Source organism: Flavobacterium sp. (genome assembly GCF_043720215.1).
Taxonomy (GTDB): Bacteria; Bacteroidota; Bacteroidia; order Flavobacteriales; family Flavobacteriaceae; genus Flavobacterium.
This window is the reverse complement of sequence record NZ_JAYSSZ010000100.1, coordinates 1-13,270: the sequence shown is the minus strand read 5'-3', so window position 1 is coordinate 13,270 and position 13,270 is coordinate 1. Positions and strand designations below refer to the sequence as shown.

General features: G+C 30.4%; 15 protein-coding genes and 1 pseudogene. 7 read left to right on the top strand and 9 right to left on the bottom strand.

What is annotated here, in order from left to right; translation table 11 throughout:
- Positions 1 to 158 (top strand): annotated as a pseudogene (locus ACHZC3_RS04900) (cytochrome c); the annotation flags it as partial.
- Positions 159 to 238: 80 nt separating this feature from the next.
- On the opposite strand, the gene ACHZC3_RS04895 reads toward ACHZC3_RS04900, so the two are convergent.
- From ACHZC3_RS04895 to ACHZC3_RS04865, 7 genes are all read right to left on the bottom strand, one after another.
- Positions 239 to 691, bottom strand: coding sequence for a 2-dehydro-3-deoxyphosphooctonate aldolase (locus tag ACHZC3_RS04895; protein ID WP_394758763.1), 453 nt, complete (start codon positions 689 to 691; stop codon positions 239 to 241).
- 78 nt (positions 692 to 769) lie between these two features.
- Positions 770 to 1,432: a lysoplasmalogenase gene (locus ACHZC3_RS04890; RefSeq protein ID WP_394758762.1), complete on the bottom strand. Its 663-nt coding sequence runs from the start codon at positions 1,430 to 1,432 to the stop codon at positions 770 to 772.
- A complete protein-coding gene (locus tag ACHZC3_RS04885) occupies positions 1,425 to 2,705 on the bottom strand; it encodes a sterol desaturase family protein (protein WP_394758761.1) in 1,281 nt (426 codons plus the stop codon). The genes ACHZC3_RS04890 and ACHZC3_RS04885 overlap by 8 nt, the downstream gene beginning before the upstream one ends.
- A 39-nt stretch (positions 2,706 to 2,744) precedes the next feature.
- Complete coding sequence (locus tag ACHZC3_RS04880; RefSeq protein ID WP_394758760.1) at positions 2,745 to 3,020, bottom strand: ATP-dependent Clp protease adaptor ClpS; 276 nt, start codon at positions 3,018 to 3,020, stop codon at positions 2,745 to 2,747.
- Positions 3,021 to 3,068: 48 nt separating this feature from the next.
- Entirely contained in the window at positions 3,069 to 3,902 is an 834-nt protein-coding gene (gene prmA / locus ACHZC3_RS04875; RefSeq protein WP_394758759.1) for a 50S ribosomal protein L11 methyltransferase, read from the bottom strand.
- Positions 3,903 to 3,950: 48 nt separating this feature from the next.
- Positions 3,951 to 6,110, bottom strand: a complete 2,160-nt coding sequence (locus tag ACHZC3_RS04870; RefSeq protein ID WP_394758758.1) for a choice-of-anchor I family protein — start codon at positions 6,108 to 6,110, stop codon at positions 3,951 to 3,953.
- Between the two features lie 100 nt (positions 6,111 to 6,210).
- Positions 6,211 to 6,708: a GNAT family N-acetyltransferase gene (locus tag ACHZC3_RS04865; RefSeq protein ID WP_394758757.1), complete on the bottom strand. Its 498-nt coding sequence runs from the start codon at positions 6,706 to 6,708 to the stop codon at positions 6,211 to 6,213.
- A 74-nt stretch (positions 6,709 to 6,782) separates the two neighbouring features.
- Between ACHZC3_RS04865 and menD the strand changes: the two genes are divergently transcribed.
- The 4 genes from menD to ACHZC3_RS04845 all read left to right on the top strand — a co-directional run bounded on the left by menD (position 6,783) and on the right by ACHZC3_RS04845 (position 10,590).
- On the top strand, positions 6,783 to 8,435 hold the full coding sequence (gene menD / locus ACHZC3_RS04860) for a 2-succinyl-5-enolpyruvyl-6-hydroxy-3-cyclohexene-1-carboxylic-acid synthase (protein WP_394758756.1): 1,653 nt from the start codon (positions 6,783 to 6,785) through the stop codon (positions 8,433 to 8,435).
- 94 nt (positions 8,436 to 8,529) lie between these two features.
- Positions 8,530 to 8,874, top strand: a complete 345-nt coding sequence (locus ACHZC3_RS04855; protein WP_394758755.1) for a DUF2853 family protein — start codon at positions 8,530 to 8,532, stop codon at positions 8,872 to 8,874.
- Positions 8,875 to 9,001: 127 nt separating this feature from the next.
- Positions 9,002 to 9,853 carry a S1 RNA-binding domain-containing protein gene (locus ACHZC3_RS04850; RefSeq protein ID WP_394758754.1) on the top strand — a complete coding sequence of 284 codons (852 nt, stop codon included), beginning with the start codon at positions 9,002 to 9,004 and terminating at the stop codon, positions 9,851 to 9,853.
- Positions 9,854 to 9,858: 5 nt separating this feature from the next.
- Positions 9,859 to 10,590 (top strand): phosphodiester glycosidase family protein, encoded by a 732-nt coding sequence (locus ACHZC3_RS04845; RefSeq protein WP_394758752.1) that lies wholly within the window; start codon positions 9,859 to 9,861, stop codon positions 10,588 to 10,590.
- Positions 10,591 to 10,920: 330 nt separating this feature from the next.
- Here the strand turns inward: ACHZC3_RS04845 and ACHZC3_RS04840 are convergent, their stop codons facing one another.
- Together ACHZC3_RS04840 and ACHZC3_RS04835 are read right to left on the bottom strand one after the other, a co-directional pair.
- The gene (locus ACHZC3_RS04840; protein WP_394758751.1) at positions 10,921 to 11,109 is read right to left on the bottom strand and encodes a hypothetical protein; all 189 of its coding nucleotides are present in this window, start codon (positions 11,107 to 11,109) and stop codon (positions 10,921 to 10,923) included.
- Between the two features lie 169 nt (positions 11,110 to 11,278).
- Positions 11,279 to 11,803, bottom strand: a complete 525-nt coding sequence (locus tag ACHZC3_RS04835; protein WP_394758750.1) for a hypothetical protein — start codon at positions 11,801 to 11,803, stop codon at positions 11,279 to 11,281.
- Positions 11,804 to 11,864: 61 nt separating this feature from the next.
- Between ACHZC3_RS04835 and ACHZC3_RS04830 the strand changes: the two genes are divergently transcribed.
- Positions 11,865 to 12,704, top strand: coding sequence for a 1,4-dihydroxy-2-naphthoyl-CoA synthase (locus tag ACHZC3_RS04830; protein ID WP_394758749.1), 840 nt, complete (start codon positions 11,865 to 11,867; stop codon positions 12,702 to 12,704).
- Positions 12,705 to 12,779: 75 nt separating this feature from the next.
- The coding region (locus ACHZC3_RS04825; protein WP_394758748.1) for a PH domain-containing protein at positions 12,780 to 13,270 on the top strand (491 nt) is incomplete at its 3' end.

Here is a 13,270-nt window from a genome sequence, read left to right as displayed (position 1 = left end):
TTTACGAAAACAATTGTGCGAAATGCCATAAATTAAATTCACCTAAGCAGTTTTCAAAAGAAAACTGGGCAGTAATTTTAGTAAAAATGCAAAAAAAGGCAAAGTTAAGCGATGCTAAAATGGCAGAGATTTCTAATTATATAAATTCTCAGTTGTAGAAAATGTTTTCAATTGGAATAAAAAAAGCATTCTGAAATTATTCAGAATGCTTTTTGTGTTTATAAAGAATGAATTATATTTATTTTCTTGCTGTTAATCCAACAGGAATTAGTAATTCCCCTTTTTCGAACTTGTTTATATAAAGCAAAACAGGTTTGGTTTGTCCTTGCCAAGTTATTTCGAAAGTATCTATTGTTCCTGCTCCAGTATCGATTTTTTTTGTTGGAAAAGGGCAACAAGCATCTTTTAATTCGTACTTAATTTTTTCACCATTTGGTCCAGCTAAAGCATTTAAAAATCGGATCTGATTGTTTAATCCATCTTCAACGGAAGTAAAATTCACATTTACAGGATAATCTTCATTAAAACCATATTTTTTTGAAGTTGCATTCTTAGTAATGATAAAACTGCCAAAAGCCTCGTTCATTTCGGGACCAATAATTGAATTGTCTATATTCCGAATTGTCGATTTTGTACTTATACATGAAGTAAATAAGAATAAAAGTGATAAGCTATATAGAATATTTCTCATTTTGATTTTTTTGTTTATTATAACAAATATAATGTCTTTGATTGAAAGAATTGTTTCTAGATAAATAATTATAACTCTTTAATTTTCTTTATTCAATTTCAAAATCCCTGATGTAATGTAATATTGTGCTACAATATAAGTAATCATAATTATGAAATTTGAACTTGGTATAGGATTGTAAAACTTATTTATAGCTAAAAAACTGTCTGAAGTAACAAAAAAGATTGCTCCAATTAGTATTAATGTATTATTAGGTTTTTGCCAAGAAAAATAACCCTTTATTGACATAACTAACATAACTGAAATAGTTAAAGCATATATAGAAACAGGAATTTTTAATTCTCCTAATTTTGGGAATAATAGCGATAACATACTTGCTAAATAGATTAAAACCGTAACAACTCCTAACCAAAATAGATTATTAGTGCTTTTATTTTCTGTTTTTTGCTTTATGAAAAGAACTATAAATAAGATATGAGCAATTAAGAACGAAACCAATCCGAAGATAAAATACAGCTCTCCTTTGTCTGCAAACATCAGAATTATATCACCAATCCAAGAAAATAGCAATGCCATTAGCAACCATTTTTTTGTGCTAAAGTCTTCTGATTTGTATGTTGTAAAAATTAAAAAAGGTAATAAAATAGGCTTAAAATACCATGCAATAGCATCTTGTCCAAAAAGAATTAATGATAAATAAAATGCACTTGCAATTAAAAAAGAATTTAAAAATTTATTCATTTTGTAGATTTATAAAAGATGCATTTTGAGTCTTGAATTCTATATTTATAAAGTAAATATTTACAATTAAGGATACGGCTAAATATCCCATAACAATGTAAGTACCAATCGGAATTAGAGAATCTAATCCAAACCAATCTCCATAATAATTTAGTATGGCGATGGCAAATGTAAATCTAATAATTTCCCATAAAAACGAATACTTATTCTTGTCCATTAATTCAGTATAACTATATATGGTTATAAAAATAAAAAGACCATAAATAAAGATACTTGGTAAGCCAATTTTTGCAATATTATCAAATAAGTAAGTAATAAATAATAGAGTTATTAGTAATTGTGTGACTGACCAAGCAATTAATTTATTTGAGTTTTCAGTTCCAAATTTATTAAAATTAAAAACATCGTTTATTTTATGAATAGGATATTTTTCATCAAAACCTTCGGGTCTCCAACCTGTTGGCATAAACCAAATTCTGAATTTATCTTTCCAGTTTTCGGCATGCCAAGCGTCTTTTATTAAAACGGATAAATGTTGAAAATTTATCTTAATTGGATTCCATGTTTCTGCAGGTCTTGTTATTCCATAAACAGGTGGGACGTTTGGTAATTCTTCTTGAAAAGTGCCAAATAATTTATCCCAGATTATAAAAATTTGAGAATGATTCTTATCCATATATTCAGGATTAATAGCATGATGAACTCTGTGATGTGATGGAGTTACTATAATTTTTTCTAAAAAGCCTATTTTGTTGATATAGCGAGTGTGATACCAAAATTGTGAAAAAAACTGAATTGGCAAGGTGATTGCAATAACTTGAGCAGGAACACCTAATAATGCTGCGGGAATTAATAAAAAAGTAAATAAATTAATAAAACTTGAAACCGATTGACGCAAGGCACAAGCTAAATTAAATTCTTCACTACTGTGATGAATAGCATGTTTATTCCAGAAAAAATTTATTTGATGTGACCAACGGTGTGTCCAGTACCCTTGAAAATCGATTACAATAAAAGCAATAATAAAGGTTAATGCGGATGCTTCTAAAGTAAAAAAGGCTATTTTAGAAACCATCCATTCATAAGTTAATATAGAAATACTTAAACCCATAATATCCTTTACAGAATTTGTAATCCCAGAACTTACACTAGAAACACTATCCATTAATGGTGCATAATCAACTCCTTTATAATACCCGTAAGCTTTTTCTATAATGATTAATAGCAAAAAGATAGGCATTGCTATAATTAATATTTTACCGTATTGTTCCATTTTAGATTATTAGATAAATTAGATTTCTTAGATTGTAAATCATATAATTTCTGCACTTAAACCAGCTTCCAATAATTGAGTGCATTGTGGTTTTAATTCATCTAAAGAACCGGTTTTTACAGTACATTTTCCTTTATAGTGGACTAAAAGCGCACATTGTTCTGCTTGTAATTCGTCATGTTGGCAAACTCTTATTAAAGTGTCAATTACATGATCGAAAGTATTTACGTCGTCATTGAATAATACAATTTCGTTGTTAATTCCGACAGCTTCTAGGACATCAGTTTCTACTTGCGTTTTTTCTATTGTAGCCATTTTTTAGTACTTTAAGACATTCGATTTTTAAACTTTAAGAATTAAATGCTAATTTACATATTTTAATGATACCCAATTATTTCGTTCGAATTTTTTAACAAAAGTTAATCCTTTTTCAGTGCATGAAGCATCTATAAACGGAATATCTTCCGTGTAAAAACCGCTAAAAAGTATTGTTCCTTTTGGGTTCAAACAATTTACATAGGCTTGCATATCGTTAAGCAAAATATTTCTATTAATGTTAGCAATAATCAAATCGTATTTTTTGTCTTTTAGCAATGCAGCATCACCTTCATAAACCGAAATATGGTTGCAATTGTTACGTTCTGCATTTTCGATAGAGTTCAAATAGCACCAGTTATCAATATCGATTGCATCTATTGGCTGAGCACCTTTCATTTCGGCAAGAATAGCGAGAATAGCAGTTCCGCATCCCATATCGAGTGTTTTCATTCCAGTAACATTTATTTCTAGCAAATGCTGAATCATCATGTGTGTTGTTTCGTGATGACCTGTTCCGAAACTCATTTTTGGCTCGATAACAATATCAAATTCTGCATCAGTTTTTGGATGAAAAGGCGCACGAACATGACAATTCCCATCTACATCAATCGCTTCAAAGTTTTTTTCCCATTCTTCGTTCCAATTTACTTGCTCGATTTCTTCGTAAGTATAAGAAATTTTGAATTCAGGATTTTCTAAAATAGAAATGTTCTCAAGAATATCATTTGTCCATAGCGATTTTTGTACAAATGCCGAAAAACCATTCTCGGTTTCAATGAAACTTTCAAATGGTTTTTCGCCTAATTCTGCAATTAATATATCTGAACCCAATTCTTTTGGTTCAACTGTAAAATGATATCCTAAATATATGTTTGACATAAATACTAAATTTATGCAAAGGTAGTATTATCTTCAGGATAGAAAAAGTTATTTCACGACTAGTTTTTTTACAATTCCTTCCGAAGTTTTTACAATATAAATACCTGATGATAATTTTGAAGTGTTTATTGTTAATGCTTCTTTTTTAGTTTCAACTAGTTTTCCTGTAAAATCAAATAAATCATAATCTGCAACTCTGTTGAAATACAAAATACCTGTTTCGTTTGGATTAGGGAAAATCACAAAAGTTTTTGGTTCGTTTTCAAAATCACTACTATTTAAAGTAGATGTATTTACTTCAAATAAAGAAATTGTACCGCTTATTTCATTGGCAACAGCTACATAATTTTTACTGTTTGGACTGTCAGCAGCTTTAATAAACGTTACGCCTTCAGGGCCATTGTCGCCACCATAAGCAGAAACTGTTCTACTGTTTTTATAATCTACAAATTTAACATCGTTTGGATTGCTAACGTCATATACCATCACACCACCAATTCTTTCTAAAGTGATAAAAGCAAAAATTTTCCCGCCTAGTTCTGCTAAAGTTACACCTTCTGGTTCTGGACCTTTGGCACGACTTCTAACTTTTATAGTATTGTTTGTAGTATGATCTGCATTAAAAACACCACTGAATGCTGGATTTAACGCTGTGTATTTCTCAAAATCGTCACCGCTATCGTATACAATCGTTTTTGTATCAGCATTAAAAATTGAAAAAGAACGACTTCCTAGTGAATACAATTCTTCAAATTGTGCATCTACATCAGTATTTCCATTCAAATTAGTAACACGCATTCTTCCAGCATTATTGTTGTTTTTTAAAACTGCTGAATTTGGAAAATTTGTAGCATCTAAAGCAATTGCACTTACAGCAATTCTTTCGTTTAAACCTGTGTATTCTTTTTCATCACCTTCATTTGCGGTAACCAAATAGTTGGTTCCAGCTACCGAATAATTAGCAACTCCATCTGGAATGTAATATGATTTTATTGGCCAATTGGCAATTAAGACTTGTCCGTTATTATCAGAAATATCCATTCCGTTTCCTGGAATACTAGCATCTTTAGTTCCTAATGCCCAAACATCAGCATAAGTATTGTTTGTTAGATTTATTTCTGCAACAGCATTATTTTCTTGAATAGTAACCCACGCTTTTTGAGAATTGGCACTTATTGTAATGTATTCGGGTTCAAAATCTCGCGATAATGTGCTAGTCGATTTTGTTTTACGAATTCCAGAAGCTATCAAAGCAGCTTCTTGGGCATTATATACCGTGAATAATAATGTAGTAACGTTAGCTTGGGCTAATCCAGCAATCCCGCCCGAAATATCAATAATCGAAACAGAACCTTCAGGATCGGTGGTATAAGCATCGTTAGGTTGGCCTTCGTTTGCTGTTAGCACTTTATTTCCATCAGGTGTAAAAACAATCATATCTGGTAATGCGCCCACTGTGACTTGTTTTAGAAATGTTCCATTAGTATCAAAAAACACTACTGAACCATTTAATTGCTCGTTGGCATTTGGGGAAGCTACAGCAACAATACCGTTTTTCACAGCAACACTTGTAATTCCTCCATAAGTTGTCATATCGATTGAATTAATAATACTTAAGCTAGTAGGGTTTGCAAAATTAATAATTTCTAATTTTTTTGAAACAGCACTAATTGTAAACAATCTCTGAGATGCTGGATCATGAACTACAATTTCACAAGTACTTGCTCCTGCACCAGAAGGATCAAAACTACCAACATAATCTAAAGTAATATCTGCATTAGGTACTGGCGCAACAGTTTCATTATCTTTTATGTAAATTGTTGTTGTTGCATTTGTTCCAATGGTTAATCCTGACGGGCTTTCTAAACTTAAAACAAAATATTCTGAATGTTGTTCTTCTATTATATCATCAATAATTGGAATAGTAATTACTTGTGAAGTTCCGCTAGCAGCAGTAAAATTAAATGTTTGCGTAGTTAAAGTAAAATCGCTTGTGTCAGCTGTACTAAAGGGAGCGGTTTTAACCACAAGGTTTACAGATGATGTTGTCGGACTTGATAAATTTAAAGTAACATTTAAATTGCCTTGGTTTTCATTTGTTACTATAAAAGCCGAAGCAAATGAAACCGTTTGTCCCCATGAATTAGAAATTAAAAATGTAAAAAGAATTAAAAATAAGCCTTTCTTTAATGTGTAAATTTTTGACATAATAGTTTGTTTATTTGTTTTCACAAATTTCAACTATGTAAATATTTACTGCATTAACTTAATATCAATAATTGATTAAGAATAACTATTCAATGTAAATTTATTCCAAAAGAAGTTGCATAAAAACAGAATCCAACCACCGGTCAAATTTAAAACCAGATTCTTTAATGATTCCAACAGTTTTGAAACCAAATTTTTCATGAAAAGTAATGCTACTTTCATTTTCGGAATCAATTACACCAATCATCGTGTGTAATTTTTGGGTTTTTGCTAGAGTAATTAATTCTAGTAATAGTAATTTACCAATTCCATTGCCATGAAAATCTTTATGAACATAAACAGAATGTTCTACTGTAAATTTGTAACCAACCTTAAATCTAAACGATCCATAAGTTCCAAAACCTACAATTTTGTTATCTTTTTCAGCAACTATAAAAGGGAATTTTTTTTCTTGCTTTTCTTTTAGTATGATTATTTGTTGCTCTAAAGTTCGAATATCATAATCCCAAATAGCTGTAGAATGTAAAATCTCATGATTTACAATTTCTAGAACTGAAGGCATATCATCAATTGTGGCTGGACGAATAGTAATGTTCATTTTTAATAAAATATGGAGTAAAATTACTAAAAACCTTTGCAACTTTGTAACTTTGCTTTATCGAAACTTAAAAAATGATTTATCCAAAAATACCTTTAGCCCAAAAAATCATCGAAATATGTAAAGCTAAAGATCTTCATCATATTGTTATTTCTCCAGGTTCTCGCAATGCACCTCTAACTATTGGTTTTACAAACAATCAAGCTTTTACTTGTTATAGCATTGCTGATGAACGTTGTGCGGCTTTTTTTGCATTAGGAATTGCGCAACAAATTCAGAAGCCCGTTGCTGTTGTTTGCACATCTGGTTCCGCATTATTAAACTATTATCCTGCTTTTGCAGAAGCTTTTTATAATCAAATTCCTTTAGTTGTTATTTCTGCTGACAGACCACATAACAAAATTGACATCGGCGACGGACAAACAATTCGGCAAGAAAATGTATTTGCCAATCATAGTATTTATAATGCTAATTTACTTGAAATGGCATCAGAAGAAAATGATTTTGAAATTCAATCCGCCATACATTTTGCAGTAACAAAAAAAGGACCAGTACATATTAATGTTCCATTTGAAGAACCTTTGTATGAAACTGTTGCTGAGGTTTTGGTCAAACCAAAGTTGATCACATTTCCGATAGAAGAAAAGAAATTAATTGATTTAGATGTTTTTGTAGAGCAATGGAATTCAGCTAAAAAGAAGTTAGTTCTTATAGGAGGCTGCGATCCAGATTATATTCAGCAATCTATTTTAGATGATTTAGGAACTAATGATTCAGTTGTAGTAATGACTGAAGTGACATCGAATGTGCGTCATCCTAATTTTATCACCAATATAGACACAATAATTACGCCGTTTTCTGATGCTGATTTCAAAGATTTTCAGCCAGATATAGTAGTTACGATTGGCGGAATGATAGTATCCAAACGAATAAAAGCTTTTTTGCGAAAATACAAACCACAACAACATTGGCATATTGATACGTTACGGGCTTATGATACTTTCGATTGTTTATCGCAACATTTTGAAGTTACTCCAAACAAATTTTTTAATGAATTTTTGACTAAAACCATCAAAATAGAAAGTGATTATTTGCAAAAAGTTTTAGATATAAAAAAAATAAGAACCAGAAAGCATCAAAACTATACGCAAACGATTCCGTTTAGTGATTTTAAAGCTTTTCAAATTATATTGCCAAAACTTCCCGAAAATTGTCAGTTGCAAATAAGTAATAGTTCAGCCATTCGGTATGCGCAACTTTTTGATATTAATACAAACATTGAAGTTTTTTGTAATCGAGGTACAAGCGGTATAGACGGAAGTACATCAACAGCGATTGGAGCAGCAGTTGCATCTGGAAAAGAAACAATTCTAATTACAGGCGATATTAGTTTTTTATACGATAGTAATGGTTTGTGGAACAATTATATTCCTAGAAATTTTAAAATTATACTTTTAAATAATGGTGGCGGCGGAATTTTTAGGATTTTGCCTGGACATCAAGAAAATAAAACATTTAATACATACTTTGAAACCTCACATTGTTTAACGTCTGAGTATTTAGCTAAAATGTATAATTTTGATTATCAAATTGCTAGTAACGAAAAATCATTAAACGAAAGTTTAGAAATTCTCTTAAAATCGGATAAGCCTATGATTCTAGAAGTGTTTACGCCAACTAAAGTGAATGATTTAGTTTTGAATGAGTATTTTAATAACCTAACTTAGATTATATTTTATTAAAAAAACATTTTTTAATAAAATATAAAAAACCTATATTTGATTTCAATATAACTAACAACATAACAATAAATTATTTATTATGAGCAAAAGAGATGAGTTAATCGTTAAGTATGCAGCAGATTTAAAAGACAAATGTGGTGTAACTCCAGACATGGCTTTATTGACTAAAGTAACAATAGGTTGCGGTCCATCTATTTATAATGCAGATGCTGCAACAGTTTCAGGTTCACAACAATCGGAATTAGATACCGTTAAAAATAATTTTCTAATTAAGAAATTAGGTTTAAAAGATGGTGCTGATTTAGACAAAGGAATTGATGCGATAATGGAAAAATATGGTCGTTCTAACAAAAACAAGTACAGAGCAGTAGTATATTATTTGCTTGCTGTTCATTTCAAAAAAGAAAGTGTTTACAACAAATAGTAAATAGTTTTTATAAAATTTAAAGCGTTTCAGAAATGAAGCGCTTTTTTATTTTAAGATAATTTCACTCGGTTTTTAAAAACCTTTGTACCTTTGCACCTCAAAAACTTAGTACCTCAGGAAAGAAATGATTGAAATAGGAAAATACAACACGCTAACAATACTTAGAGAAACTAAAGTTGGTTTATATTTAGGTTTGCCAGAGATTAATAAAGATCCTAGTAAAGATATTTTACTTCCTATAAAATATATTCCAAACGAATTTGAGATAGGCGAGGAGCTTATCGTTTTTGTTTATTTGGATCACGAAGAACGTCCAGTTGCTACAACATTAGAACCTTATATTTTATTGAATGAATTTGCACTTTTGCGTGTAAATTATGTAAATCAAGTAGGTGCTTTTATGGATTGGGGAATGGAAAAAGATATCCTAGTTCCGTTTAAAGAACAAGCGCGTCCTATGGAAAAAGGAAAACGTTATTTAGTTTACCTTTATATGGATGAGAAAACCAATCGTTTGGTTGCTTCGAGTAAAACCAATCAGTTTTTAAATAACGATAACATCACTGTCGAAAACGGAGAAGAAGTAGATCTAATAGTTTCTCATATTACCGAAGTGGGTATTAATGTTATCATTAACGAAAAACACAAAGGATTGCTTTACAAAAATGAAGTTTATGACGACTTGCGAACTGGTGACAGAATTGTAGGTTATATAAAAAACATTCGTCCAGACGGAAAAATAGATGTTTCGGCAACAAAATTAGGATTTGAGAAGGTTGAGCCAAGTGCGCAAGCTATTCTTGATGAGCTTAAAGCCAGTCGTGGTTTTCTTCGTCTAAATGATGATTCTCACCCAGAAGACATCAAAACGGTGCTAAAAATGAGTAAGAAAACTTTTAAAAAAGCAATTGGAACTTTGTATAAAGAAAAACTGATTGAGATAAAAGAAGACGGAATATATTTGGTAAAAGAGTAAATAGAATGATGAATAAAAAAGTAAGTATTTTATTTTTAATTATAATTACATTACTGTTATTTGGTTTTTTTACTCAATCTAATAAAGTAAATGCTGATGATGAGCGTTTTATAACTTATATTGTTAATCCAAAAAAACAAAACATTCAGTTTTATTGGAAAAATGAAAAAGAAGAAAACTTTAAAAATGCAGAATATTTGAAAGTTAGGCTTAAAAAACAGAAAAAAGAACTTCTTTTTGCAACAAATGGTGGAATGTATAAAAAAGATAATTCACCTCAAGGACTTTATATCGAAAATAAAATTGTAAAAAAAGAAATTGATACAGCAAGTGGAAACGGAAATTTTTATCTTAAACCAAACGGAGTTTTCTGCATAACAACTGATAAGATACCAAATATAATTTTAACTACTGATTTTGTTAATAATGGAAAAATAAAATATGCCACACAATCTGGACCAATGTTGGTGATTAATGGAAAAATTCATTCGGCGTTTAAAGAGAATTCGACAAATTTAAATATCCGAAATGGTGTTGGAATTCTGCGGAGTAATAAAATAGTATTTGTAATGTCTAAAAAAGAAATAAATTTTTATGAGTTTGCAGAATATTTCAAAAACCTAGGTTGCAAAAATGCATTGTATTTAGATGGATTTGTTTCAAGAACCTATTTGCCTGAAAAAAAATGGTCTCAAATAGATGGTGATTTTGGAGTAATAATTGGGGTAACAAAATAGATTTAGTCAGTTTAGCGAGTATTCATAAAATAAAAAATGCCAACTTTAAAACTAAGGTTGGCATTTTTCTATTTATTTCTTTTCAGAAACAAACAATAACATACGTAAAGTGATAATAACATGCTTTACTAAAATCAAAAAATTAAATAAACTGTATTAGAATAATTATTTTCAATAAAGAACAAATATGATATGCTGCTGTTGCTCTTTTTCTTATTCTAACATTTTTTTGTGCTTTTGTCAAAAACAACTCTTTAGGTTGTTATCAATATAAAAATCAATATTCGCTTTATTGCCTGTGGTTTATTAACAATTTTAAAGATGGAAGCTTTATTTGCTTATCGAATCTTTTGGTTCAGCCATAGGGGCTACTGTATCAGTTTCTATACTATCAACAACTTTTGGAGCAATTTGCTCTTCATCAGCCATTTGTACTTCAGTTGAAGCATCTACTTTTTTATTACAACTTGTAACTAATGCACTACATGTAAGAGCGACAATTAAAACAATTTTTTTCAAAAAATCTCTTTTTAAGTTAATAAATCAGTGAATGAATTAATAATTTTGAAATCAATATAGTGTACTGATTTTCAATACATTAAAAGTAAATAAAAATAAAACACAAAATACATAAAGGATCATTTTTTTTCAAAATTTAACACTTTAACCTCTTTGTATAAGTTTATTCTTATTCAATAACATCAAATGAGTTTAAAAAATCAATTGCTTCTTTTTTTGAAGTATCTCCCATCAAAATAATTTGGTACATTTGATTACCTTTCATAATGTAAATTGCTGTAACAGCATAATCGTTAAGCTTTGCAATAGCTTTTAAAGCTGGAAATTTATTTTTGTAACTGTATTTTTCTTCAGATATTATTTTTAATTCTGCTCCCATTTGTTTAGCTACATTGTTTAAGGCTCCATTTTTTGATCCATTAAGTAATCCGTCAATGCCTGGAGCATCTAAAGCTGTAACTAATTCTTGTGGAAATTTATTTTCTGAAATCATAATCATAAAACTTTCAGCTTCACAGGTATAAAGTGTCATGTCAATTTTGCCAACTTTAGATTCTATATTTTTTTTCTGAATAGTTGGTTCTTTTGGGAAATCTGCACTAAACCCAGATTCAGTATAAGTAGTTGATTTTGTTTGTGAAAATGATGTTACAGAAAATGTAATAAACATTAAAAAAGATAATAATTTTTTCATTTTAAAAGTTTCTTTTATATTAAGTGTCAAAAATAGTATTTTTACACTAAAATAGATACTTATGAATATAATAAACTGGAAAACAGCTAAAGAATTTGAAGATATAACGTACAAAAAATGCAACGGAGTTGCTAGAATCGCTTTCAATCGTCCTGATGTTCGCAATGCTTTTCGACCTAAAACTACAGCCGAATTATTGCAAGCATTTCACGATGCACAAGAAGATACATCTATAGGTGTAGTTTTGCTTTCGGCCGAAGGACCATCAAATAAAGATGGAATTTGGTCTTTTTGTAGTGGAGGCGATCAAAAAGCCCGTGGGCAACAAGGTTATGTTGGTGATGACGGTTACCACAGATTAAATATTCTAGATGTGCAACGATTAATCCGTTTTATGCCAAAAGCCGTTATTTGTGTTGTCCCAGGTTGGGCAGTTGGTGGCGGACACAGTTTGCACGTAGTTTGCGATTTGACCTTAGCAAGCAAGGAACACGCTATTTTTAAGCAAACCGATGCCGATGTTACCAGTTTCGATGGAGGTTATGGTTCAGCTTATTTAGCTAAAATGGTTGGTCAGAAAAAAGCTCGTGAGATTTTCTTTTTAGGACGAAATTATTCGGCTCAAGAAGCTTTCGAAATGGGAATGGTAAATGCTGTAATCCCGCATGATCAATTAGAAGATACTGCTTATGAATGGGCACAAGAAATTTTGGCAAAATCCCCAACATCTATAAAAATGCTAAAATTTGCGATGAACTTGACTGATGATGGAATGGTCGGACAACAAGTTTTTGCTGGTGAAGCGACACGATTAGCTTATATGACTGAAGAAGCGAAAGAAGGTAGAGATGCGTTTTTAGAAAAGCGTAAACCTAATTTTGAGAAGAAATGGTTGCCATAAAGGTTAATCGCTTAACCGTTTGATTCTGTTAACCGATTAACCAAATCAACAAATAACCAAATCCACATAATAAAAATGGAAAATTTCACTAACGAAACTATAAATACGACACAGCTTCCTAAATTTGAAGAAGTTCAGTTTACTGCTTTGCATCCTTCTTATTGGAAAGTGACGCTTATTAATAAATTTATTTTCTTTTCGATTATAGCGATTGCTCTTGGATTTGCTTTTTATAAAATAGAAGAATTAGCAACAGTTAAAATTGAAATTAGTATTGCTTTTGCAGTAGTAATGATTGTTATTGTTTTGTTTTCTAGAATAAGTTTCCAGAAAAAAGGTTTTGCGTTTAGAAACCATGATGTACTTTTTAGAAGCGGAATAATTGCTACAAACACTATTGTGATTCCTTATAATAGAGTGCAACACGTTGCTTTGCACGAAGGAGTAATCTCTAGATATTTTGGATTGGCTAAAATCGAAATATTTACTGCTGGTGGAAGTTCTAGCGATATAGAAATTCCAGGAATTGCTATGGAAGAAGCAGAAAGTATAAAGCAATTGTTGAT